Annotated in this window: 24 protein-coding genes and 1 pseudogene; 14 read left to right on the top strand and 11 right to left on the bottom strand. The window is 41.3% G+C overall.

The window, feature by feature from the left end; genetic code table 11:
- The first annotated feature begins 94 nt into the window (after positions 1-94).
- The 4 genes and pseudogenes from sixA (at position 95) to JIG37_RS09095 (ending at position 2,160) form a co-directional block, all read left to right on the top strand.
- On the top strand, positions 95-571 hold the full coding sequence (gene sixA, locus JIG37_RS09110; RefSeq protein ID WP_054553202.1) for a phosphohistidine phosphatase SixA: 477 nt from the start codon (positions 95-97) through the stop codon (positions 569-571).
- Between the two features lie 49 nt (positions 572-620).
- Positions 621-971, top strand: a complete 351-nt coding sequence (locus JIG37_RS09105; protein ID WP_054562122.1) for a RidA family protein — start codon at positions 621-623, stop codon at positions 969-971.
- A complete protein-coding gene (locus JIG37_RS09100) occupies positions 955-1,431 on the top strand; it encodes an ASCH domain-containing protein (RefSeq protein WP_199529218.1) in 477 nt (158 codons plus the stop codon). The genes JIG37_RS09105 and JIG37_RS09100 overlap by 17 nt, the downstream gene beginning before the upstream one ends.
- A pseudogene (locus JIG37_RS09095) lies at positions 1,428-2,160 on the top strand (SDR family oxidoreductase). Before JIG37_RS09100 ends, JIG37_RS09095 begins: the two are co-directional and overlap by 4 nt.
- 1 nt (position 2,161) lies before the next feature.
- Here the strand turns inward: JIG37_RS09095 and JIG37_RS22920 are convergent.
- The 3 genes from JIG37_RS22920 to smrB form a co-directional block, all read right to left on the bottom strand.
- Complete coding sequence (locus JIG37_RS22920; protein WP_187490213.1) at positions 2,162-3,478, bottom strand: sensor domain-containing diguanylate cyclase; 1,317 nt, start codon at positions 3,476-3,478, stop codon at positions 2,162-2,164.
- Positions 3,479-3,710: 232 nt separating this feature from the next.
- Positions 3,711-4,631 carry an AEC family transporter gene (locus JIG37_RS09085; protein WP_166341628.1) on the bottom strand — a complete coding sequence of 307 codons (921 nt, stop codon included), beginning with the start codon at positions 4,629-4,631 and terminating at the stop codon, positions 3,711-3,713.
- A gap of 24 nt (positions 4,632-4,655) precedes the next feature.
- Complete coding sequence (gene smrB / locus JIG37_RS09080; protein ID WP_054553197.1) at positions 4,656-5,213, bottom strand: endonuclease SmrB; 558 nt, start codon at positions 5,211-5,213, stop codon at positions 4,656-4,658.
- 101 nt (positions 5,214-5,314) lie between these two features.
- Here smrB and prmB point away from each other — a divergent pair, with 101 nt between their 5' ends.
- Together prmB and aroC are read left to right on the top strand one after the other, a co-directional pair.
- Complete coding sequence (prmB, locus tag JIG37_RS09075) at positions 5,315-6,250, top strand: 50S ribosomal protein L3 N(5)-glutamine methyltransferase (RefSeq protein WP_138599003.1); 936 nt, start codon at positions 5,315-5,317, stop codon at positions 6,248-6,250.
- A 65-nt stretch (positions 6,251-6,315) separates the two neighbouring features.
- Positions 6,316-7,413 carry a chorismate synthase gene (aroC, locus tag JIG37_RS09070; RefSeq protein WP_199529217.1) on the top strand — a complete coding sequence of 366 codons (1,098 nt, stop codon included), beginning with the start codon at positions 6,316-6,318 and terminating at the stop codon, positions 7,411-7,413.
- A gap of 59 nt (positions 7,414-7,472) precedes the next feature.
- Here aroC and JIG37_RS09065 read toward each other — a convergent pair whose 3' ends face one another.
- Positions 7,473-8,312, bottom strand: coding sequence for a LysR family transcriptional regulator (locus JIG37_RS09065; protein ID WP_199529216.1), 840 nt, complete (start codon positions 8,310-8,312; stop codon positions 7,473-7,475).
- A gap of 101 nt (positions 8,313-8,413) precedes the next feature.
- On the opposite strand from JIG37_RS09065, the gene JIG37_RS09060 reads away from it, so the two are divergent.
- From JIG37_RS09060 to JIG37_RS09030, 7 genes are all read left to right on the top strand, one after another.
- Positions 8,414-9,064 (top strand): glutathione S-transferase family protein, encoded by a 651-nt coding sequence (locus JIG37_RS09060; RefSeq protein ID WP_199529215.1) that lies wholly within the window; start codon positions 8,414-8,416, stop codon positions 9,062-9,064.
- A 174-nt stretch (positions 9,065-9,238) separates the two neighbouring features.
- Positions 9,239-10,402, top strand: coding sequence for a GGDEF domain-containing protein (locus JIG37_RS09055; RefSeq protein WP_054553192.1), 1,164 nt, complete (start codon positions 9,239-9,241; stop codon positions 10,400-10,402).
- A 144-nt stretch (positions 10,403-10,546) separates the two neighbouring features.
- Entirely contained in the window at positions 10,547-12,937 is a 2,391-nt protein-coding gene (locus JIG37_RS09050) for an HD domain-containing phosphohydrolase (RefSeq protein WP_054553191.1), read from the top strand.
- A gap of 90 nt (positions 12,938-13,027) precedes the next feature.
- Positions 13,028-13,597, top strand: a complete 570-nt coding sequence (locus tag JIG37_RS09045; protein ID WP_199529214.1) for an elongation factor P hydroxylase — start codon at positions 13,028-13,030, stop codon at positions 13,595-13,597.
- Positions 13,587-14,729, top strand: coding sequence for an ATP-NAD kinase family protein (locus tag JIG37_RS09040; protein WP_138598994.1), 1,143 nt, complete (start codon positions 13,587-13,589; stop codon positions 14,727-14,729). Before JIG37_RS09045 ends, JIG37_RS09040 begins: the two co-directional genes overlap by 11 nt.
- 2 nt (positions 14,730-14,731) lie before the next feature.
- Positions 14,732-15,010 (top strand): YfcL family protein, encoded by a 279-nt coding sequence (locus JIG37_RS09035; protein WP_054553188.1) that lies wholly within the window; start codon positions 14,732-14,734, stop codon positions 15,008-15,010.
- Between the two features lie 148 nt (positions 15,011-15,158).
- Positions 15,159-16,718, top strand: coding sequence for an AbgT family transporter (locus tag JIG37_RS09030; RefSeq protein WP_054553187.1), 1,560 nt, complete (start codon positions 15,159-15,161; stop codon positions 16,716-16,718).
- Between the two features lie 132 nt (positions 16,719-16,850).
- On the opposite strand, the gene JIG37_RS09025 is transcribed toward JIG37_RS09030, so the two are convergent.
- From JIG37_RS09025 to JIG37_RS09015, 3 genes are all read right to left on the bottom strand, one after another.
- On the bottom strand, positions 16,851-18,656 hold the full coding sequence (locus tag JIG37_RS09025; protein ID WP_138619858.1) for a DEAD/DEAH box helicase: 1,806 nt from the start codon (positions 18,654-18,656) through the stop codon (positions 16,851-16,853).
- 147 nt (positions 18,657-18,803) lie between these two features.
- Positions 18,804-19,067, bottom strand: a complete 264-nt coding sequence (locus JIG37_RS09020; protein ID WP_054553185.1) for a GrxA family glutaredoxin — start codon at positions 19,065-19,067, stop codon at positions 18,804-18,806.
- Between the two features lie 111 nt (positions 19,068-19,178).
- A complete protein-coding gene (locus JIG37_RS09015; protein WP_244664379.1) occupies positions 19,179-19,637 on the bottom strand; it encodes a TlpA disulfide reductase family protein in 459 nt (152 codons plus the stop codon).
- 330 nt (positions 19,638-19,967) lie between these two features.
- Between JIG37_RS09015 and JIG37_RS09010 the strand changes: the two genes are divergently transcribed.
- Positions 19,968-20,414 carry an Hsp20 family protein gene (locus JIG37_RS09010; protein WP_054562102.1) on the top strand — a complete coding sequence of 149 codons (447 nt, stop codon included), beginning with the start codon at positions 19,968-19,970 and terminating at the stop codon, positions 20,412-20,414.
- 39 nt (positions 20,415-20,453) lie between these two features.
- Here JIG37_RS09010 and JIG37_RS09005 read toward each other — a convergent pair whose 3' ends face one another.
- From JIG37_RS09005 to JIG37_RS08990, 4 genes are all read right to left on the bottom strand, one after another.
- A complete protein-coding gene (locus JIG37_RS09005; protein ID WP_199529212.1) occupies positions 20,454-20,978 on the bottom strand; it encodes a hypothetical protein in 525 nt (174 codons plus the stop codon).
- Complete coding sequence (locus JIG37_RS09000) at positions 20,975-22,141, bottom strand: peptidylprolyl isomerase (protein WP_244664378.1); 1,167 nt, start codon at positions 22,139-22,141, stop codon at positions 20,975-20,977. Before JIG37_RS09000 ends, JIG37_RS09005 begins: the two co-directional genes overlap by 4 nt.
- Positions 22,142-22,158: 17 nt before the next feature.
- Positions 22,159-23,172: a hypothetical protein gene (locus tag JIG37_RS08995; protein ID WP_054553181.1), complete on the bottom strand. Its 1,014-nt coding sequence runs from the start codon at positions 23,170-23,172 to the stop codon at positions 22,159-22,161.
- 117 nt (positions 23,173-23,289) lie between these two features.
- Entirely contained in the window at positions 23,290-24,840 is a 1,551-nt protein-coding gene (locus tag JIG37_RS08990; RefSeq protein ID WP_199529211.1) for a cryptochrome/photolyase family protein, read from the bottom strand.
- Positions 24,841-24,863 lie beyond the last annotated feature (23 nt).

The following is a 24,863-nucleotide window of genomic DNA, read 5'->3' as shown; positions in this document are numbered from 1 at the left end:
CGGATGTTTAATGTATCTAGTGATGATATTCTAATATAGCGAACAATCAAGCAAACTGGCTACTGTTTTATATTCTTTAATCGGTTGATTTTTTATGAAAACAATCTTAATCATGCGCCATGGCGAAGCTACGCCAATGCAAGCAGATGATGCAGCAAGACAACTGACCGAGACCGGTCACCAAGAAGCTAGTCGAATGGGGCAATGGTTAGCAACACACCATAAACCGGATGCTCTGTTGGTAAGTCCTTACATTCGTGCTCAACAAACAGCTGCCGATGCTACGCAACATATTTCGTTACAATTTAATGAAACCTGTAACGACATTACCCCTGATGGTGTGCCGCAAGTTGCTGCTGATTACCTCGAAACCTTGATTGCTATGCATCCAGACTGCAATACCTGGTTGGTCGTTGCTCATATGCCTATTGTTAGCTATTTAGTTGATCAGTTAAGTCCAGGCCATATGCCTATTTTCAATACCGGGGCGATTGCTGTTATCGAATATGATGAACACAAACAGCGCAGTCACTACCTTAGTATTCACTCGCCAAATAACGTCGAAATCTAACAGTGGATTTGCTAAATTAGCGCTACTGTTAATTTTTTAAGTTCTTACTATGACAATCGAACGTTTACAAACCGGTGCGCGTATGAGCCGCATCGTTAAGCATAACGGCACAGTTTACTTATGCGGCCAAGTTTGTGCCGATGCCGAAAAAGATATCACCGAACAAACTCAAACCATGCTGGATAAGGTCGAAGCGCTACTTATTGAAGCAGGTAGTAGCAAAGAGCACATGCTAAGCGCCACAATCTACTTGAAAAGCATGGAATACTTTGCACAGATGAACGCTGTTTGGGATGCTTGGGTACCACAAGGTCATGCGCCTGCTCGCGCTTGTGTTGAGGCAAAAATGGCGCGTGACGCACTACTTGTAGAGATTTCTGTCGTTGCAGCAGTTAAGTAACGAGCAGCGTATCGCGCAGCTGATTGCTCGCTTTAATGAGCAATCAGGCCGCGCAGTGACTGAACTACCAAGTTGGCATTTTTGTGACAACGAGCAAGATGCCAATGACTGCGCATTACTGGTTTTAAATGGCGTAAAACAAGCCACAACCCCTTCACTTTATTGGTTTAAAGCCAATAATGAAACCCTTCCTGAAGTTGGTGATTTAGCTATTTTTACCAATTGGCAGGGACAGCCCCTCGGCATTATTGAAACCGTCTCTGTAACTATTACCCCATATAATCAAATAAGCGCCGATTACGCCGCATTAGAAGGTGAGGGCGACAAAAGCCTTGAGTACTGGCAGCATGTGCATTGGGATTATTATCAGCGAGAGCTCGCAGGTACAGGCTATCAATGTCACCCTGAGATGCCGTTGGTGTGTGAGCAGTTTAGGTTAGTTTTCAAGGAGTCAGAATGAATACGAATCCAGTGGTTCTTATTACCGGAGGCGGCCGCGGTATAGGGGCAGCGACAGCAAAACTGTTTGCTAAACATGGTTATGATGTGTGTATTAACTATAAGTCAGATCACGCAAGTGCAGAGCAGGTCGCTGATAAGCTAAAAGAGCTTGGTGTGAACGCCTATTTGTTGCAAGCTGATATAGCCGATGAGCAGCAAGTACTCGCCATGTTCGCTAAATTAGATACTCAGGTTTCTCGGTTAGATGTGTTAGTTAATAACGCAGCGATGATGATGCCACAAATGCCGTTATTAGAGATGGATGCTAAGCGTATCAACGCTATTTTAAGCTGTAATGTTACTGGCGCCTTTCTGTGTGCGCGAAGCAATAAAGCGTATGGACAAAGGCAGTATTGTGAATGTTTCATCGGGTGCTTCACGCACAGGTTCACCAAATGAATATTTAGATTATGCCGCATCAAAAGGAGCGCTTGATACCTTCACGATAGGCCTTGCTAAAGAAGTCGCGAGTAAAGGTATTCGGGTTAATGGGGTAAGGCCAGGCCTTATTTATACCGATATGCACCGCGATGGCGGTGAAGCAAACCGAGTTGATAGGTTAAAATCTAAGTTGCCGCTAGGGCGTGGTGGTGAAGCAGAAGAGGCCGCCTCAGCGATTTACTTTTTGGCAAGTGAGCAAGCCTCATTCACAACAGGCAGTTTTATCGATGTATCGGGTGGGCTTTAAGTTAAAAAGCTTTACGCACACGATTGCGGCCTTGCTGCTTTGCTTCATACAACGCTCTATCAGCATCAGCTACAATGCTCTCAAGTTTTTCAGCTCTTTGTGCTTGAGTAACTCCGAAACTTGCCGTCACCTTTAATGATTGACTATTTACGGTAAATAAATTTAACTCAATGTCTTTTCTAATTTTTTCAGCTAACTGGCTCGCAACCGATAGACTTGTGTTAGGCATGAAAATAATAAATTCTTCACCTCCCCAACGGCTAGCAACATCTTGCTCTCCTAAGTTGCTTCTGAGTATTTTTGCTACCTCTTTAATAACCTTATCTCCGGTATTATGGCCATACAGATCATTAATGTTCTTAAAATGATCAATATCAACCATGATTAAAGCGAGGCTATTCTCTTTTTCGGTATGTTCTTCAAACCAGTGGTTTATTTTGTCTCTATTCGCTAGTTTTGTGAGTGGATCTATGTTTATTCTTGCCTCAATACTTTTACGTTGATAAGCAAATGCAGCATAAATAAACAATAATAAGAAAAACAAAATTGCAGCCAATTGAGCGCTGTGACTGAAAAATGCATAGTTAATTTCTGCTTGCCTTTTAGCCATAGGCGATATTAAAAAAACTCGCCAATCTAGCTGGGGCAAGTTGAATTGCGTAACAACATGATCATCCTGTTCTATTTGGATAATGATACTGCTCAAATTCTCCATGTTGGCCAGCTCTTGTGCCGCATTTTTGAACCAACTAAGTTCATTTAAGTTAACAATATCAGTAAACTGTGCTTGAAAGTCTCGATGAGAAGAAAGCACCACCTCGTCAACGTTATTGACAAAAAGTAAGTCGTAGCCATGTGTAGCTTTATATTGTTGAAAAGCTTCCCAAAATGACTGAAGACTTTTACCTACACCTATAAAGCCTAAAAAGTCGCCTTGCTCAGAATAAACTTTGATATCTACGTATAAATGTACGTTCTCGCGGTTTCCTAAGATAGCAACGGTATCGCCTTGCATTGCTTTTACTTTTGGATACCACTCGATATTCTCTTTTTGTAAATCAATCGTTGTGCCATCAGAATTAAATTGCATTTGCTGTTGCTCACTTGCTACAAAAACGAGCATATTTAAATTTTCCTGAAGCTGTTCTAAGTGGTTTAGAATGGCGGCTTGGTCTAGTTCACTATCAGTAAGTAAGTTACTTAAACTTCCAGTGCTCGCTAAGGCTTGAGCAGTATGAACAGGCTTGTAGAGTTCTTCGACAACCAATGAAAAAACAGGGGCAATAGACTGTTGTTGTAAGCGACTTTGTTCAGCCACTATATTACTTATAGTGAGATAAGATGCGTAACCAATGACGAAAATGATGCAAATTAAAATGCTATATAAGTTTCGTTGATGCCGTAAAATCGTTTTCACTGAAAGCCTTTCTAAAGTGGTGCTTATAAATTTGTGATTAGTTAAAAGACGATGTTGTGCAATTATAAGTCAAGTTCATTATAGCGAATATATTAAATACTGCTTTTTCAATATTTTTAGTAATGACTTCTAGCTAGAGTAATATGTTTAACCAAGCACTAAAGCTCACTACACTCAATACTGTTGAAAGCACGACGCTACTTGCCAGTGTCGCTTGGTGTTGCTTAATTTGATTGGCGATTAGATAAGCGTTGACCCCTAAAGGAGAGGCGCTTAAAAGTACTAACACGTTCAGTAATGATTGCTCTAGGTTGAATACGCTGCCTGCAAAAAAGTAGACCCCGCACGGTAACACTAAAAGCTTGATGATGGTTGCAATGAGTGATGCTTGTAAGTTGTCGGCCACTTTATAAAATGCAAGGTTTGCCCCTAATACAAATAACGCACAGGCAATGGCAGGTTTCGCAAGTAGACTCAGGCCATTTGCAAAATCATCAAAAAGTGTAAAGCCAAGTAGGTTAACAGCCAAGCCGCTACTGATGCTTAACACGACTGGATTGAGCAGCATGTTTTTAGCAAATGCTCGCCAAGAGAATGTTTGCTGCGATTTAGCGCTGAGCAAAAAGGTGAGGGTAAACAAAAGTGCGCTATGAAAAGTGATGATCATAAATACAATACCGACCATCTGTTGCCCAAGTGCTGCAATAATAATAGGCAAACCTACCAGTACCGTATTTGAGTAACTACTGCCAAGGGCAAATACAGCATGACGTGACGGCGCAGATTGCTTGCTAATGAGGTAGCGGTCAATAACATAGCCGAGGGCGTAAATGGCCAATACTGGGATGTAAAAACTCAAAAAGCCTGCAATAGATACACTATTTTGTAAATCGGCTTGGGCCATATTTAAAAATAGAAAAGCAGGCACGCTAATGTAAAAAGTAAACTTACTTAACCCTGCAATATGCTCTTTCGATAAAAACGTGCTTCGCGAGCTGATATAGCCACTTAACACGATAAAAATCAGTGGAAAGATAATCGAAAAAATATGCACTTTAGGCCTTATGACAAGAAGACGTTAGCGTCTGAACTCATCACTTTGTGGAAGATTAATTAAAATAAGTACAGCACCTTTACCACCAAATTCAAGAGGCGCTTGGTGCATAGCAATCACATCAGGGTGTTGAACTAAATATTGCGGTACCTTGTGTTTAAGTATGCGCTCACCAATGCCATGCACAACACAAGCGCAATAGTAATGCTGTTTTTTACACTCATGAATTAAACCCGCCAACTCATCTTTGGCTAATTCTTTATTTAAGCCATGTAAATCAAGGGTTAACTCAGGTGGGTAATCTCCACGGCGAAGTTGCTTTGCTAAAAAGCTATCGTGACCTGGTTTGACATAACTTACGGTGCCATGAGTGTCGATGTCTGGTACATATTCATCAGAAAAGAAAAACTCTGCCTGATGTTGCTTTTTTTGCTGGGAAAATTGCTTCGCTTGTGACACTTTAGGCTTATTGGTGAATCGAATAGTGTCTTGTTTAAATGCTTTGGCACCACTGATACTCTGACGAAATAAGTCAATATCGTCAGTGCTAATGTGGTTGTTGGCGTGGGGATCTTTTTTCATGGCGGCAGTCTAAACAAAAAAACGCTAAAAATCGAGTAAAAACCAACTGAAAAGACGGTACAATACGCGTCAGAACAGACTTTGAAAGTTAAGGAACATACATGAACCATTTCCAGATAGAAGACGCAATTTTAGACGAGGCAATTGCAGAACTTTCAACGTTGCATGATTGGTTACGTTGGACAACCAGTCAATTTGCCAGCAGTGGTATTTTCTTTGGGCACGGCACAGATAATGCGTGGGATGAAGCAGTTAGCTTACTATTACCAGCACTAAGCTTGCCAATCGATGCGCCAAAAGAGCTTATGCATGCGCGTTTAACCAGCACCGAGAAAAACCGCTTAGCTGAACTAATTGCAGAGCGTATTAATGATTGTACGCCAGTACCGTACCTGACCAACACCGCGTGGTTTGCAGGTATGCCGTTTTATGTTGATGAGCGCGTGTTAATTCCACGTTCGCCATTTGCAGAGTTAATTAATAATCGCTTTGCACCTTGGTTAGAAGAGCCAAGCTCAGTAATGCGCATACTTGATTTATGTACCGGCTCTGCATGTATCGCTATTGCACTTGCACAAGCATTTGAAGATGCGCAGGTCGATGCGGTTGATATTTCATATGAAGCGCTCGAAGTTGCTGATATTAATATTAGCGATTACATGCTGAATGATCGTGTACTGCCAATTCAGTCAGACGTGTTTAGTGGTGTCCCGGGTCAAAAATATGACCTGATCGTAGCTAACCCACCGTATGTTGATGCTGAAGATATGGCTGATTTACCACGTGAATTCCATCACGAGCCAGAGCTTGGTTTAGCATCGGGTCATGATGGTCTTGATGTTACTCGCACCATCCTAGCTGAAGCTGCTGAGCATCTAACTGATAACGGTTTGTTATTTGTCGAAGTTGGTAACTCTATGGTACATATGGAAGAGCTGTACCCTGGCGCACCATTTGAGTGGGTTGAATTTGAACAAGGTGGCCTTGGCGTGTTTGTGATCAGCAAACAACAGCTTGTTAACTATTTCGCAGATTAACAGCAGGTTTTAAAAGCCGAGCCTGAGGGCTCGGTCTCAGTAGTCATTAGGAATGAGGAAAATTAATGGCAGGTAATAGCATCGGGCAACTATTTAAAGTGTCCACCTTTGGTGAGAGCCACGGCGTTGCATTAGGCGGCGTTGTTGATGGCACACCCGCAGGTCTTGAAATTAGCGAGGCCGATTTACAAATAGATTTAGACCGTCGCAAGCCGGGGCAAAGTCGTTATACAACGCAGCGCCGCGAAAGTGACGAAGTAAAAATTCTTTCAGGTATATTCGAAGGTAAAACCACAGGTACTAGCATTGGTTTACTGATTGAAAACACCGATCAACGTTCAAAAGACTACGGCAAAATTGCCGATGTATTTCGCCCAGGTCATGGTGATTATACCTATTGGCATAAATACGGTATTCGTGATTACCGAGGTGGTGGTCGCTCTTCTGCCCGTGAAACGGCGATTCGTGTAGCGGCGGGTGCAATTGCAAAAAAATACCTAAAACAATTTCACGATATTGAAGTGCGTGCTTGTTTGAGCCAGCTTGGGCCAATTAAAGCTGAAGATTACAACTGGGATGAAGTGGAAAACAATGCATTTTTCTTTCCAGACACCAGCAAGCTAGAAGCGCTTGATGAGTACATGCGCGACCTAAAAAAACAAGGTGATTCGGTAGGCGCTAAAGTTAAAGTGGTTGCTAAAAATGTACCTGTTGGTCTTGGTGAGCCAGTATTTGATCGCCTTGATGCAGAGCTTGCACACTCATTAATGAGCATTAATGCAGTAAAAGGTGTTGAGATTGGTGATGGCTTTGATGTGGTTGAGCAAAAAGGCTCTGAACACCGTGATGAGTTAACTCCTGATGGTTTTACATCAAATCACGCGGGCGGTGTACTTGCAGGTATCTCGACAGGGCAAGATATCATTGCCTCTATCGCACTTAAACCAACCTCAAGTATTACCATACCGGGTAACAGCATTAATACCAGCAACGAAGCGGTAGAGATGATCACCAAAGGACGTCATGACCCATGTGTAGGTATTCGCGCAATTCCTATTGCTGAGGCGATGATGGCGATTACCTTAATGGATCACTTATTGCGCCAACGTGGTCAAAACCCACATGTAAGTCACGAACATGGACCAATCAAAGGTTCGATTTAAGCGCAGTCTTATATAAAGAAAACGCAGTTAATGAGCGCGATGATTATCATCGCGCTTTTTTAGGTCTTAATTAATTCTACAAGCTGCTTAAGCTGTTCATGACTGAGAGGGTTGTGGGCATGATTACCGTATAGCAGGACGATATCAATGACAGGCAGTGTCGGTAGGGAGTTATCGCTCACCTCTTCCACACCTGATTGCATGCTTATTCGCGCCATACTGCTAATTGCTAGTCCCTGTTCAATCAAGCCATGTAACGCTCCCGCTGAGCCACAACAGGCAATAATATTAAAACGACGCTCGGTTTTTAATAGACCCTCAATACTGGCTTGGTGAAACTTACAGTCACGTTGAAACAAGGCGATAGGAAGTGGGGTTGAATCGTTAATCTCAAAAGCGGGGCTTTTCACCCACACGCCTTGGCTTGATTGTAATAAGTAGCCTTCTTCGCTGTCTGGCGAGCGAGTGGCAATTACCAAATCGAGCATACCTTGGTCTAGTTTGGCTCTAAGCTCAGTGCTTGGGGCGCAGCTTATTTGTAAATCCAGTGCATTAAACTGTTGATGTAAAGCATCAACAAGCTCTGGTAGTAAAGAGTGGGCATAGTCGTCAGGACAACCAATGCGCACACGTAAATTGCCAGTGCCAGCTTTTAATTGCTTAAAGGCTTCATCATGAAGCGCTATCAATTGCTTTGCATAACTTGCTAGCTGGTGGCCTTGATGGGTTAGCACCAGCTGACGGCCTTGCTTTTCAAATAGCGGACCTGCGAGGTCTTGTTCCAGCTTTTTCATTTGCATACTTACTGCAGATTGGGTTCTGCAAATTTGTGCTGCAGCGCGGGTGAAACTGCCTGTATCAACAAAGGCGCAAAAAGTCCTAAGGGCATCAATATCCATAATGTATCAGCATTTCTTATAGTTAACATAAAAACAATTGGCGAGTAATTGCCCAATTGCTGTTTTATAGTGAGTCCAATCTAAACGTTAAAGGAAGTACAATGCAATTATTTATTGGCAATAAAAACTACTCAACTTGGTCATTACGAGCGTGGTATTTACTGAGTAAATTCAATGTTTCTTTTACAGAACAACAATTAGTTCTAGATACGCCTGAGTTTTATGAAGCATTAAAAAGTAAGTTTCCCGTGCAAAAAGTGCCGGCCCTTATTGATGCTGAGTTAATCGTGTGGGATTCACTCGCTATTTGTGAATACATCAATGATGCTTATCTAAATGGTGCTGCTTGGCCTAGTGAAATAGCCCAAAGAGCAAAAGCACGCAGTTTAGCGGCTGAGATGCACTCTGGTTTTGCTGCACTTCGTAATGAAATGCCAATGAATATCCGCGCTAACAGGCATGTTGAATTATCAGAACAAGCTAAAAAAGATATTGCCCGTATCGATGAGATATTTTCTACTCAACAGCAAAGGTATCCTAATGCATGGTTATTTGGTGAGTTCTCTATTGTTGATGCGATGTTTGCACCTGTGGTACTGCGCTTTAAAACGTATCAGGTTACGCTTTCGCGTGCTGCACAAGCTTATTGTCAGCATGTATTTGCGTGTCCAGTCATGCAAACCTGGATTCGAGAAGCGTTAAAAGAAACCGATATAGTCAAGTCTGATGAGGCCGGCGAGAATGCTTGGTAAAAAAATAAAGAGTATTTTATTAATACTTTGTAACCAATCCCTGCTTTTTAATGGCTAATATGAGGTATTTCTATACAAAATGACTAGTTTAATTAATGAACTATCATTCTATAATAGGGGAATAGCTCTTTATTTGAACATTCCTCTGTTACTCATTTCATTAGGCACGTATTTATGGGCGCATTTGCTGCAAAGTTATTAAACAAAGATCTGACAATAAAGCGCTTTGCTTGCCAGTTTAATTCATTGCAGGTCGAGCAAATATTTTTGCAAAGCAAATTTAAACAGGATAAAAAAATTGCCCAATTTTTGTGTTACACCATCGCGCTTCTCACTATTTTTATAACCTTTTTTGATAAAATGATCATCCAATCATTTTTTTGGCCAAATATTGCTTTGACTGGTCGTAGCATCATTGTCTCAGTTTGTATCTTTAGTGCTGTTGTTCTTGCTTACATTCAAACTCTAAGGCAGTTTAAGCTTGCAATTTCTTTGTTTATGGTTTTTTTATCAATCAGCATGCAATCTATGGCTTATACTTTTGACCGCGCCTATGTTTTACATCTGTTTTTTGACGTCATTATTCTTATTACGTTTTACTTTTCGGCGTTACTGCCTTTCAAATTGTCGGCATTTTTCGGGTGGGCTTACAGCTTAATAGCTTTATCTGTGATCTTTTTTACAAAAGAAATTAATAGCCATACTTCGTATATGGTTATTTTGGCACATGTTGCAGCGAACTTAACAGGTATGATTATGTCAGCCCATCAGCACCTAATGCGCCGCGAACTTTTTGTTCGAAATACGCAACTAGGTCAATTAGCGCAAGAAATGCAGAGCCAAGCATTTAAAGATGCACTGACTCAATTACCGAATAGAAGAGCTTTTGATAATAGTTATGAAGACTATCAACGGATAACTAAGCAACAGCAGCAAAAAATGAAGCAAGTGTGCGTTATTTTGGCTGATATAGATTATTTTAAACAGGTCAATGATAACCATGGTCATGAAGTTGGCGATGGTATACTTGAGCTTTTTTCTACTTTCTTAACTCAGTCATTACGCACTTCCGACGATGTTTATCGTTTTGGTGGTGAAGAGTTTGTTATTGTTTTACCGCTTTGTTCGGTGTCTGATGCTGCAAAAATAATCGAAAATATGATCACCAAGCTTAATACTGAACCATTTGAAGTTGGAGAGCTTTCATTATTAATTAGAGCTAGCTTTGGTTTAACAGTAATGCGAGAGGAGCAGCAAAAATCAGTGATAGCTAGAGCTGATGCTGCACTCTACGAAGCAAAAGGTAGTGGTAGAAATCAGTTAGTAGTAAAAATTTAACGAGTCTAGATTATTTGGTTTATGTGTAAGTTTAGCAAAATGTATTAGATTTATTTATATCTGGATAATTATTTAGAGCTAGCAGGGAGTCGCACATTGTTTTCACAGAATGAAAGAAGATTTAAAATTTCAATACGCGTAAGTGTGTTATTAATATTTGCACTAGCGAGCTTGCTAACTGGAATTGTGGCGATCAGTCTGCACTATTATTTCAGTGAAAAATTAGTCCTTCAAACCAAAACCGAACAATTCAAATCAACCAGCCAACAAATAGCTGACCACATCACTCGAATTAATCAGCGGGTAGATAATACATTAAGTGTTATGATCCACGATAACAGACTGTTTTCAGGGAACTTTGATGAAAATAATTCTTTGCGAAATATTCTAATAGAAGTATTAAACAAACACCCAGACTTCCATTCATTGTTGTTAGGGTATGCTAATGGTGACTTCATTGAAGTTGTGAATTTACGTGGTCATGCTCAATTACCAAAACCTAACGATCTTAGAGCTGAAGATAGATGGCTTATTTTTAAGGTGTTAGGGCAGGGTGAGTCTCGTCATCAAACTACATATTATTTAGATGAAAACCTATCATTAAATAGGAAATACAAACAAACTCCAGATTACGACCCTCGAAAGCGGTTATGGTTTAACGATGCAAAAGTTGGCACAGTTACCAAAACTCAACAGTATATTTTTAATCTACTAAAGATACCTGGTTATACGTACACAATAAAATCTGAACAAACGGGAGGAGTGCTTGCTATTGATGTTGCAAGTTCTAGCTTGAGTGCATTTTTAATTAAACAACAGCAAAAAATGCAGTTTCTAGTTTCTTCCGAAATGTACGTTTATCGTGGAGATGGTGAAATAATCGCTAAAAGTAAAACACAAGGTCATCATCACTCGTTTGATGACTTATCCAAGATAATCAAAACAAATGAGCAAACCATAGGACTCGCTAATGAACAACATCAATTTGGCAAAATGCTAAGTGTGAATGAGGATGGTGTTGAGAAATATATGTTTGTATTGCAACTGCCACTCAGTAGTGAAATGCAATCTGATGAAATTGATTATTTTGCGGTTCTTGTGGCTAAAAACGATGTATTAGCAATTATTAAAGAAAAGATTCAGATCTCAATATTAGTTACAGGGTTATGTTTGCTCTTGCTTCTGCCCGTCTCTTGGTTTTTTGCCTCTTCAATCGTTAACCCAATACTTAAACTAGTGGGTGAGAATAAAAAAATTCAACAGCGTGACTACAATGAGGTTTCAACGCTTTCGAGTCATATTTTAGAAATTCATTATTTAGCTAGTTCGATGGTTGATATGAGTCGCTCGATTGAGCAACATGAAAACTCACAAAAAGCGTTGATGGAGTCGTTTGTAGAGCTTATAGCGCAAGCCATTGATGATAAATCGCCATATACGGCAGGGCATTGTGAGCGGGTGCCTGAGTTGGGTATTTGGCTTGCTGATGCAGCATCAGGTTCAACAGATGAGGCGTTTTCTGAGTTCAGTTTTAAAACCCCGGATGAGCGACGAGAATTCCGCTTAGCAGCGTGGCTACATGACTGCGGTAAAATCACTACACCAGAGCATATTGTTGATAAAGGCACTAAGCTCGAAACCATTTATAACCGTATTCATGAGGTACGCACCCGATTTGAAGTGCTACTACGTGATGCAAAAATTACCTACTATGAGCAACTATTAGCGCATCCAGAGCAGCAATCTGTGCTTAAACAAAAGCTTGAGCAACAAACAGAGAAGTTACACGCAGACTTTAGCTTCATTGCCGCTTGTAATGTTGGTGGTGAGTTTATGGATGAAGCGCAGTTGTCTCGTTTACATGAGGTTGCTAGCATCAAGTGGCAGCGTCATTTTGACGCAAGTTTAGGTTTATCGCCCCTTGAAGAAATGCGTATGGCTGATTTGAAAAATCAGCATTTACCTGTTGAAGAGTCACTCCTGAGCGATAAGCCAAGTGATTTAATTCCACACGAAAAAGCCGTTGAGTACCCAGAAAGTTTAGGCATTAACATGGCAATTCCTGAGTATAAATATAACCTTGGTGAAGTGTATAACTTATCTGTGGCACGAGGCACGTTAACAGCGGAAGACCGATTTAAGATCAATGAGCATGTGATCAGCACAATTCGTATGCTAGGTAGTGTGCCATTCCCGAAAGAATTAGCGAAAGTTCCGCGCTATGCTTCTACTCATCACGAAACTTTAAAAGGGACAGGCTATCCGCGAAAATTAACCGCTGAGCAGTTATCAATACCCGAACGTGTGTTAGTACTTGCTGATATCTTCGAAGCATTAACCGCGGCAGATAGACCTTACAAAAAAGCCAAACCACTCAGTGTTGCCATTGATATTTTAGCGAAAATGGTTGCTGACGATCACATTGACCATGATGTATTTGAGCTATTTTTAACTTCTGGTATTTACCTAAAGTATGCAAAACGCTATTTAAACCCAGAGCAAATCGATGATGTTGATATCGCAAAATACCTGTAACTGAGGGCGGTTGCTTTTACTTTGGAGTGAAAAGTCCGTACAATTCGCCTCGTTTTTAGTGACGCTTTTAACGAGATGAATTCAAGCCGTATGCATCAGATTGCTGACTTAATCGCTATTTTTGAACGCACCTTTTATCAAAGCCATAACACGCGTTTGATAAAGGGTGATGATGAACCTATTTACCTGCCTGCTGATGAGCAAACGCCTTATCACCAAATTGTGTTTGCCCACGGTTTTTATGCCAGCGCCTTACACGAAATTGCCCATTGGCTAGTGGCTGGAGAGGCACGTCGGTTAAAAGAAGATTATGGCTATTGGTATTGCCCAGATGGTCGTGATAAGCACCAGCAAGCTGAATTTGAAGCAGTTGAAGTAAAGCCCCAAGCTATTGAATGGGCGCTCAGTACTGCAGCTGGTTTCGATTTTAATGTATCGGTTGATAATTTAAATGGCGAGCAAACCTGCCGATTCGATTTTCAAGCGCGCGTTCACCAGCAAGTGTTGAGCTTTTTAGCATCTGGCTTTAACCAGCGCACGACAGCACTGCTTAAAGCAATGAGTGATTTCTATAAAACCCCATGGCCACTAACGGCTGCACAGTTTTCGTGGCAGCGCGATTTTCATGGCAACCCAGGAGCTTTATCTGATGCAGTTTAAATTAGGTTTGATTGTAAATCCGGTTGCCGGCTTAGGTGGCAGTGTCGCACTAAAGGGCAGTGATGGCGCAGATACCGCCGCAAAAGCAATGCAACTTGGTGCTGAGCCAAAAGCAAACTTACGCACCCGCGCGGCACTTGAAGTGCTGCTTGCCCATCAAGATGATTTAACCATTTACACTGTAAACGGTGAAATGGGCGAGCAAACGGCAAAGCAGCTAGGCTTTCAAAGCCACGTTATTTACCAAACAAACGATATCACCACCCCAGATGACACAGAGCAGGCAGCCAAGCTGTTAGTTGAGCAAGGTGTCGACCTAATTTTATTTGCAGGTGGCGATGGTACTGCCCGCAATGTTTGTCATGCGGTTGGCGATAGCACTCCTGTATTAGGTATTCCTGCAGGCTGCAAAATTCATTCTGGGGTTTATGCTATTACCCCAAAAGCAGCTGGGCGTGTTGTTGAGATGCTAGTTAAAGGTGAACTTGTCAGCCTTGGCGATGCTGATGTGATGGATATCGACGAAGAAGCATTTCGCGAAGGCACGGTAAAAGCTAAGCGCTATGGTGAAATGCAAGTGCCTAGTGAAGTACGTTATGTACAGGCAGTTAAAAATGGCGGTAAAGAAACCGATGAATTAGTGCTTGCCGATATAGCTGCCTATGTTGTTAGTGAAATGGATGAAGACTGCTTATATGTGATGGGCAGTGGTTCTACAGTCGCGGCAATTATGGAAGAAATGGGTCTTGAAAATACCTTGCTAGGTGTAGACTTAGTGGCAGACCAAGAGCTTATCGCGCAGGATTTAACTGCTCAGCAATTACTTGAGCTCACACAAGGTAAAGAAACCAAATTGGTGATCACCTTAATTGGTGGCCAAGGCCATATCTTCGGCCGAGGTAATCAGCAATTAAGCCCTGCACTTATTCGTGCTATTGGCCGCGACAACATTATTGTTGTAGCCACTAAAACTAAATTACAGGCCTTGAATGGCCGACCACTGATTGCCGATACGGGTGATAGTGAGTTAGACGATGAATTAAGTGGTTATATTCGCGTAACCACCGGTTTCAATGACCATATTATGTATGCAGTGGGTCATCAAGATGGGCTGCACCCAGAGGAGAAGTAACAATGAGTTTAGTAAGTTATATTGATGCAGCGCAGCAATATTTTGATGATTTAGTCGATAAAGCAACTGACGACGAGCTATTTGCTGGTGGCTATTTACGTGGTCACTTTGACTTAGCTGTAGGCTATGCACAAGTAGAAGAATTAAACTTATCGATTGATGAGTTAAACAATCAAGTTGAATCTAGCCTAGTTAAAGCTTATCGCAACGGTGAGTTAAACGAAGAAGATAAAGAGCTTGTTGTGCGCCTGTGGGATGAAGTGAAAGCACTTGCAGCCTAATCTAATTAAATAAAATTCTGTAAAGCGACCTGTGTCGCTTTTTTTACATAATCACTTTACCTTTATCAGGTAATCCCATTAACTTAAAATTTACCTTATTAGTTAGATACGTTAAGGTTAACGAGATATTTTTCTAGGGAATTTGAAAATGAATAACAATAATGATGTGCAGGCACCAAGTGGTGCAATCGCACGTTTTCTAAATACCATTGAGAGGGTGGGTAACAAGCTACCTGATCCAGCGATTATCTTTTTAGTCGCAATGCTACTTATTTGGTTTTTATCTTGGCTTTTCTCGGGCACTACATTTGATGCAATCGATCCGCGCACTGGCGAAGCCATCGTTGTAAATAACCTATTAGCAGGGGACTCCCTTGCCACCTTCTTATCTTCGATGGTGAAAACCTTCACTGGCTTTGCGCCGCTGGGTGTAGTGCTGGTTGCTATGTTAGGTGTTGGTGTTGCTGAGCATTCTGGCTTTATCAATACCGGCCTCAAATTAATGTTAAAAGTAACGCCTAAGCAGCTTTTAACACCGTCTATTATTTTAGTGGCGATTGTCAGCCATACCGCAACTGATGCCGGTTACGTACTAGTTATCCCACTTGCTGGGGTTATCTTCTATGCGATGGGGCGTCACCCGCTAGCTGGTATTGCAGCTGCCTTTGCTGGGGTAAGTGGTGGCTTTAGCGCAAACTTTATTCCATCAGGTATTGACCCGTTACTGCAAAGCTTTACCCAAAGTGCCGCGCAAATTATTGACCCAGATATGGCGATTAACCCGCTCAACAACTGGTTTTTCACCTCAGCTTCGAGCCTGTTTATTATCTTATTAGGCTGGTATATCACAGATAAAATCATCGAGCCACGTTTACAAAATACGCCACTTGATGGAGATACTGAAGACTTACCTGCCTTTGATGAAGCACGCAGTGATGAAAAACGTGCGTTCTATATTGCAAGCACAGTGATGATTGCAGGCCTTGCTCTACTTTGGTTTGTCTCAGCGCCAGCCGACTCTGCAATGCGAAGCAGTGATGGCTCATTAACTAATTTCCGTTCACCGTTAATGCAATCAATTGTGCCACTTATCTTCTTACTGTTTTGGATCCCTGGTGCCGTCTACGGTTTTGCCGTGGGTACCTTCAAAAGCTCTAAAGATATGATCGATGCAATGAGCAAAGCGATGAGCGGTATGGCTTACTATATTGTTATGGCGTTCTTCTGTGCGTTATTTATTGCTGCATTTAGTAAATCAAACCTAGGTGCATTACTTGCAATTGAAGGGGCGCAATTATTAAAAGCAATGGCTCTGCCAAGTTCAGTCACGGTGGTCGGTATTATCTTCTTAACGGCGTTCGTGAACCTATTTGTTGGCTCAAGCTCGGCAAAATGGGCGCTATTAGGGCCAATCTTTGTACCCATGCTGATGCAACTGGGTATTTCACCTGATTTAACACAAGCTGCGTACCGTGTAGGTGACTCAAGCTCGAATATCATCACGCCACTAATGCCATACTTCCCACTGGTTGTTGTGTACTGCCAAAAGTATGTTAAAGGCACCGGTATCGGCACCTTAATCGCGATGATGTTACCGTACTCAATCGCCTTCTTAATCGGTTGGAGTATCTTCTTACTCGCGTACTGGGGCTTAGGCATACCACTAGGTCTTCAATCAAGCTACGCATACCCAGCCATTGGCTCATAATGACAAAGCCTCAGCAATCCAGCGTGAGGCTTTAAAAACTGAAGTCTGACGGCTGACAGCTTTACTACAGACACAAAAAAACCTTGTCACTCTCATGACAAGGTTTTTTATTGCTTAAAGCTTAAGCTTCAATTAGTTCGCAGTGAAGCTCACTGGACGACGCTCTTTACGAGGGCCACCACGTTTTTCACCACGGTCTTTGAAGTTACGCTTCTTATCACCACGATCACCACTTGGGCGCTCAGAGCGAGGAGCCGCAGGACCTTGGTCTTGCGTTAGCGTCATATTCATCGGACGTTTACAGATAAATACCTTTTGGAAGTGATCAAGCACATCTTTTGGCATGTTCTGTGGTAACTGTACCGTACTGTGATTGTCATGTAAGCGAATATCACCAATGAACTTGCTTGAGATATCAGCTTCGTTAGCAATCGCACCAACGATATTTTTAACTTGTACACCGTGCTCACGACCTACTTCGATACGGTAAGTATCCATAGGACCCATGTTACGGCTGTTGCGCTCACGCGGCTCACGAGGTTTACGCTCGCGTCCTTGGCGGTCGCCACGATCACCACGGTCATTGCGACGACGCTCGTTGCGCTCGCCACGCGGTTGAACTTTAACTTCTTCAACCTTGATTGGTGATTGTTGCTGCGCTAAACAAAGTAATGCACCTGCTAAGTCTTCAGCACTTAATTCAAGTTTTTCTGCCATATCAGCAGCAACTTGATTAAAGAAAGTGATGTCTTTGTTTTCAAGCGCAATTGTAAGCTTGTCTTGAAGCGCTTTAATGCGCTTTTCTTCAACAACTTTAGCTGTTGGTAAATCAACTTGTGCGATATCAGATTTCGTATGACGAATGATATTTTTAAGTAAATAACGCTCGTTATGTTTTACGAAAAGAATCGCTTTACCTTGACGACCCGCACGACCAGTACGGCCAATACGGTGAACGTAGGCTTCTGAATCTTGTGGAATATCGTAGTTAATTACTAAGCTTAAACGGTCTACATCAAGACCACGTGCAGCAACGTCTGTTGCAATAACGATATCAACTAGGCCGTTTTTCAAACGATCTACTGTACGTTCACGTGCTTGTTGGTTCATGTCACCATTAAGTGGTGCCGCAGAGAAACCTTCGCGCTCAAGTAATTCAGCTAACTGTACCGTGTCGTTACGTGTACGTACGAAAACAATTGCACCATCGTATTGTTCTGCTTCTAAGAAGCGAACGATAGCTTTGTTTTTGTGTACGTGTGCATTCCAAAATACTTGCTCAACCGTTGATACAGTTGAGTTACGCGCAGAGATATGAACTTGCTCAGGCTCATTCATGTACTTGCTGCTGATATTTTGAATTTGCTTAGGCATGGTCGCAGAGAAAAGACATGTTTGCTTTTCACGTGGCGTTTTCTCCATGATGCTTTCTACATCATCAATGAAGCCCATGCGTAACATTTCGTCTGCTTCATCAAGAACAAGGGCTTGTAAGCTCTCAAACTTGATTGTGCCACGGTTAATGTGGTCAATTAAGCGACCTGGCGTTGCAACAATGATTTGCGCGCCACGACGAAGTGCACTTAGTTGGATGCTATAGCTTTGGCCACCATAAAGGGCTAAAACTTCAACACCACGAGTATGCTTAGCATATTGTTCGAATGCCTCAGCTACTTGGATCGCAAGTTCACGCGTAGGCGTTAAAACAAGGATCTGTGGCTGCTTCACAGACGGGTCAATATTATTTAGTAACGGCAGTGCAAATGCTGCTGTTTTACCTGTACCCGTTTGCGCTAGTCCCAGTACGTCCTTTCTTTCTAGCAATAACGGTATACATTGAGCTTGGATTTCAGATGGAGTCTTGTAACCCAACTCTTCAACTGCTTTAAGGATTGCAGGAGAAAGATTTAGAGATTCAAACGTGACTGGTTCTGACATTAATACGCCTCAACGAATTTAAAGAGGCGCGCATTGTATAGGAAATACAAGGCAATTGCTTGTATAAATTACAACTAATTTGTATGTGGTTGATGTTGGTCATAATTTAATCAGTTTAAAATTACCAAAATCAACCACGTTTACAATTTATTGATATAACCCTAAATTTTCTTTAGCGTATGCTTCGAATTCAGTAAAGCCACCAATGTGGGCTTGGTCAATAAAAATCTGTGGTACGGTTGGGCAAGGTTTGCCTGCAGACTGTTCTAAATCTGCTTTGCTGATGCCTTCTTTAATGATGTCGATATAACGGTATTTAAAATCGTCACGCTCATTTGCTAGTTTTTCAGCAACGTCTTTTGCACGAACACAGTATGGGCAGCCTTCACGGCCAAAAATTACAGTTAACATATCGCTCTCCTCGATGGTTTATCTGGTTATCATCTTAACGAATTAAATGAATAAAAACAGCGCATAAAATCGATTGCACTATTCTGTTTTTTCTCATTATTAGCGATTGAGCTAATCTAGAGTTCGCATTCTAAGGCCAAGTTCTGTTGAGTAACCCATAGAATGCGCAGTAATGGCCAACTGTTCATCAATAACATAATAAGTTGGGTAGGCACTGATTTTATAATCTTGACCTGTACTTTTACTGCCAAGTAACACCGGCATTGTTAATTCGAGTGAATCAGTAAACTGTTTAACTTCAGCAATGTTTTGGTAATCGAGGGCAATTGCTATGGCATTTAACTTACCTTGCTGATGAGCCTTTTCTAAATTTGGCATACTGTAACGACAAATTGAGCACCAAGGCGCAAAGAAAGACACCACTGTTTGCTTGCCTTGTAATTGTGCAATGGTCATCCGCTCTGTCGGGTTTTTTAGCGTGGCTAAATTAAAATAGGGGGCAGGGGTTTTATCAGTTGAGAGTAAATTACGTTGCTGAAATGCGGTCACGGCATACACAACGACTGCCATTAAAACGACATTTTTTAGCACACTGATAAATTTTTTTAAAAAAGTTGGATTTTTTTTCATTGTTATTTTGTACGTTGTTAGCCCTTTAAAATCAACTTATTCAGACCAGTTTGAGAGCACTTAACTTTCATTTAATTTAAAAAAAATTACAATTTTTTTTGCTAAAAATCTTGAAAAGATTTTACCCGCCCATAAATAGTTTAGTGAGGACGCCTGATGGGTCCCAAAAAAACTAAAGTAATTGAAATATATAGTATTAATTTAACTTTGTTAGCACTGGTTCAATAGAAGAGTACTAACAAAATATCGCTTAAATATGAGGATATAATTATGCGTACAGTAGACTTATCACCACTTTATCGTTCATTCATCGGTTTCGATCATTTAGCATCATTAATGGATGCGGCAGCTCGCACAGACAAGCAGCCAAGTTTTCCTCCGTACAACATCGAGGCACTCGATAAAGACAAATATCGTATCACTATGGCTGTAGCAGGTTTTAGTGACAGTGAATTGACCATTGAGTCAGAAAACAACACATTGAAAGTCAGCGGTACTAAAGCTGATAAACAAGATAATGCTGAGCGTAAGTTTATCCATCAAGGCATTGCAGAGCGTAACTTTGAACGTAAGTTCCAATTAGGTGACCACGTTAAAGTACTTGGTGCAGACCTTGAAAACGGCTTACTAAGTATCGATCTAGAGCGTGAAATTCCAGAAGCTTTAAAACCACGTAAAATTGAAATCGGTAATGGTAAATTACTCGAAAACAAGTAATTACCAACAGCATTGTTTCCCCTAGTTAGTTTTGCCGCCTCATTTGAGGCGGCTTTTTTCGTTATGTTTAGCAACTAATTCCGCTTGCATCGTCTTTAAAGCCGCAATTTTATCTTCGGCTTCATTAAGCTTATCTTCTGACAATCCCGCTTGCTTACCACGTTCTAAAAGGGATTCGAGAGTAGCAATTTTACTTTCTGAGGCATCAATAAAGCGAAGTTCTAATTCAGTTTGTTGTGTTTGATGGTATGCCTGATACGCTTTATGGTCATTAAGATCACCTGTAAACCGCTTCGTCTGCTGGGGCTGCTTTGCAATGGGTGGAAAGTAATCGGGAGTTGTGATTGCCGCATTTGTAACGGCCTCATCGATTGTTTCACTGGCAATTAAAGTTGGCTTTTCGTGCATACTGGTCATTGCTTGTTGATTACGAACATCTTTTTTCTCAACCTCAACGGGCAGCAGTGCTTTTTCAGCAGGCACTAAAGCAATATGTTTTGATTGCACATGCATAATAACCGCAGCACTAAAAAGCACACAAAGTGCTAAAGCTAGCCATTTCATAACTTAATCCCATGCGCTTTTTGCCACGCCAACCAACTCTGTTGGTAGTTAATTATGGCTTTTTCAACTGCGATGACCTTTTTGGCTTGATAGCGTACTGTTTCGTCATTTGCGTCAAAGTAGCCAAACGCATGATCATAGCTCATTACTACCACCCATAAACCATTCGGTGAGCGTATTACCTCACTTAACTGTTGAGGCTTTTGTGTGAATGCTAATTGTACTGCCCAATTTCGTTTATGCTCTCGGGTTAAGTAGTTATTATATTGGGCGTAAATATCGGGCTGATTTAATTGCTTTAGTGCGTGTTGTATTGAGCTTGTTTCAGCTTGCTTTTTAAATGCTAAAGCCGCTTCTCTATCGGTAAATTCGCCGCCATGGGCCTTAACCGATTTTAGATAATGAAATCTTTCTTTGTGTTGTTGGTAATATTGCTGGATTTCAGCGTCAGTAACCTTGTTCTCTAAGCGAGTTAACACAGGGCTCTCTACATGCATAATACCTTTTACCCCTAACCAGCTTTGAATCGAAGGCCTTAGGATATCGCCCTTGGCTATAGAATAAAGATGGGGTAGCGAAAGTTGCTGTGTTTGTATGACCGCATCAGCTTGCTTTAAATGCAAAAGAAATTGTCGATGTTTTAAAACTTCGGTTTTGAACAGTTCGCTATCTCCTTGATGCAAACGAAAGCGAGTCTGCATAGAAAGAGGTGCAATAAATTCGTACAGCGTCATTGAGTTTTCAAACAAATCGAGTTTAATATCATTGAACTGTTTGATTTGGGCATCACTGTACTGACCATCCAGCGGATATAGCCCTAAGTTGGTTTTCAGCCAGTGTTTATCAAATGGTTCAAGCCCAGTTGTAGCTGGTTTACCGGTGAGATTTAACTGATGAATAAACAGATTATCTAAGTAGCGCATTACATGGTAATGAGTTGAAAAGCCAACACTCGCTTGGCGCTCTACAAGCTCAGGCATGTTTTTCTGTGCGTACTTAAGTAAAAATTGATTTTCGTAAAGGCGTTCACGTGTTTGCTGTTTGCTAATATCAGGGCTTTGTTCTTTGTAGACCTGCCACATGAGATCAATTTCAGATTCTGTGTATTGATTAAACGCAGCAACTGCTAGGTTGCTAAAAAGCAAACCTAGCAGTGCTGTCAAAATGTAAAGCCCACGCATTATCGAGCAACCATGGCATGATTAAGTAGGTGAACCACCATCGCAATCGCATGAGGAACCACTTGTTTTGCAGTATCGAGTCGGTCGTAATGATCTTTTGAATTTAACACGATCCCACCTTGTGCATAAGAAAATGCACCGCCTTGGGTTAACAAAGGGCGTACATCAGTTGATTGTGTATCTAATGCAGCAAAGGTCGCCATGGCTTGTGAGACGAGTGCTGGATCATTGAGATTTTCTTGGTCGTAATAATCATTCACCCAACTTTCCCAGCTTGAGTGATTTAGATCGGAGGTTGTCCAAGTATGATGAGGTTGGAGTAAATCGGTAGTGTGAAATACAAAACCTAAAATCTGTGGATTACCGCTTTGTAAGTAACTTTGATACCAGTATTGCCCTAAGTTATCGATAGGTTGGAATGGCATTTCCTCAAAGTCATCATACATGCTGTAACTTGATTGGCTATCTATACGGTAATGGGCTTCAGTAACGCCATAGCTATTATATTTTGAAGAGTCAGCATTGAACCAGCCTGTTTCACCACCTTTACCATCATCAAGGTAATCACCTTTGAGCCACGTTGCGGCAAGATTATCAACAGCTCCCCATACTGTTAGTTTTTGATAGTTGTAGCCGCCAAAGTCGTTGCCATGTTGATCAGCACCTTGGGTGTGATTTTGAAAGTGCCAATAACTGGTGTATTTCACAATACTTTCTGCAGCACCCCAAACTGGTGCTTGTACGCAAGAACCTGTAATAGCACCACAAAAAAACGTGTCCTCAAAATCATCGACGTCATAGGCTGCTTGCCCAAGTAGCTCGCCAAGCTGAGCGACAGTCATATTATTTTGCTGAGCATAGCTGACTAACGCAGCGTATTGTGTTGTGCTTGGGTGTTGTTGCATGTAGTTAACGGCATCAATCACGATACGTTTGTGGGTTTCTTGACTAAACGCATGTACGTTACTGCTGCATGCAACTAAAAACGCTGCGCTAATAAGTGTTTTTTTCATTGTGTCCTCAAAGTGTTATTTAATATGCAGCGCTATTAAAAAAGAGCGTGATTACACTAGAGTGACAAAATAATTAAACATTTAATTAACAAGTTTACCCAATATGGTACTTTGTCATTACAGTTTTTCTAAATTATCCAAGCACCAATTAGCACGTTTAAGAGTTGCTTGCTGAACAGATTCATCTTGCTTATACCAGTTGTTATAAATCATACCGATACGAGGGTTTTGTGATAGCTGCTGTTCATGTTCTAACATAAAATGCCAATATAGGCTGTTGAATGGGCAAGCATCCTCAGTGGTTTTTTCTTTAATGTTGTAGCTACAGTGTTTGCAATAATCACTCATTTTGTTGATGTAATTTCCACTGGCAGCATAAGGTTTAGTGGCAATTAATCCCCCGTCAGCAAATTGGCTCATTCCCCGAGTGTTGGGCATTTCTACCCATTCTATGGCATCGATATAAATACCTAAATACCATTCATCTACTTCACTAGGCTTAATAGCGGTTAATAAGCAAAAGTTACCCGTGATCATCAAACGTTGTATGTGGTGTGCATAAGCCGTTTGCAGGCTTTGTGTAATGGCATGGTGCATACAATTCATGTTTGTTTTGCCGTGCCAAAAATAGTCGGGTAGGGCACGCTTTGCATTTAAGGCATTTTTGCTGGCGTAACCAGGCATATTTTGCCAATAAATACCACGTACATACTCGCGCCAACCGAGAATTTGCCGAATAAAACCTTCAACTTGAGCAATATCAATAGGTTGCTTATCAAAGCTAGTTAACACTTGTTCGATGACCTGCATCGGGTGCAGCATTTTCGTATTAAGAGCAAACGATAAACGGCTGTGATACAAAGACCATTGGTACTGGGACTGGCATGTCATGGCATCTTGAAACTGACCAAAATGCACCAGTAAATGGTCGCAAAAAAAATCAAGTAACTGCTTTGCTTCAGCGCGCGTGGTTGGCCAAATTAAGGTATCGCTGCACTCACCAAAGGTATTTATTTTGTGCTTTTCTATCCGTTTAAGGATGTGGCTAACATCGTGACCGAAGCACAAAGGTTCGGGAATTTCTTTAAGATCGCTTGGTTTTAACTTGTTTCTATTTTGCTGATCAAAATTCCATTTGCCTCCACGAGGTTGGTTATCATCGTCCATTAAAATATTAAAACGTTTGCGCATAGCACGATAAAAAAACTCCATTTTTACCGGTTTATTTGGCTTAAAGTGCTGGTCAATATCGTTAAAAGGTAACAAGAAGTGTTCCGAATCAACTGCATTGACATTAAATTCGCTCTGCTGTGAAAAATCTGCAAGTTGCTTTTTAAGGCGGTATTCGTCTGGATATTGATACTCAATATTTTGGCATTGATACTGCTTCGCTAAGCGGGTGAGCAATTCAGGTAGCGTGGCATCATCTTCTGTATTATCAAGTGTTAAATGCAGGCAGTTCAAGTTGGCATTTTTGAGTGCTGTAGCAAAGTTTTCCATTGCAGCAAAAAAAGCGGTCACTTTTTGCAAATGATGCTTTACATAGTCTGTTTCTTGTTTCAATTCGGCAATCACGTACAGTGTGTCTGGTTGTGATTTATTTTTAAACCAGCTATGACTTGCATTAAGTTGATCGCCAAAAATAAATCTCAGGGTGGCATATTGCACTTCTAAAAACCTTAGTGGATCAT

The organism is Pseudoalteromonas sp. bablab_jr010 (assembly GCF_016464105.1).
In the GTDB taxonomy this organism is placed as follows: domain Bacteria; phylum Pseudomonadota; class Gammaproteobacteria; order Enterobacterales; family Alteromonadaceae; genus Pseudoalteromonas; species Pseudoalteromonas simplex.
Note: the sequence above shows the minus strand (reverse complement) of the source record. Positions and strands in the feature narration are given on the sequence as shown.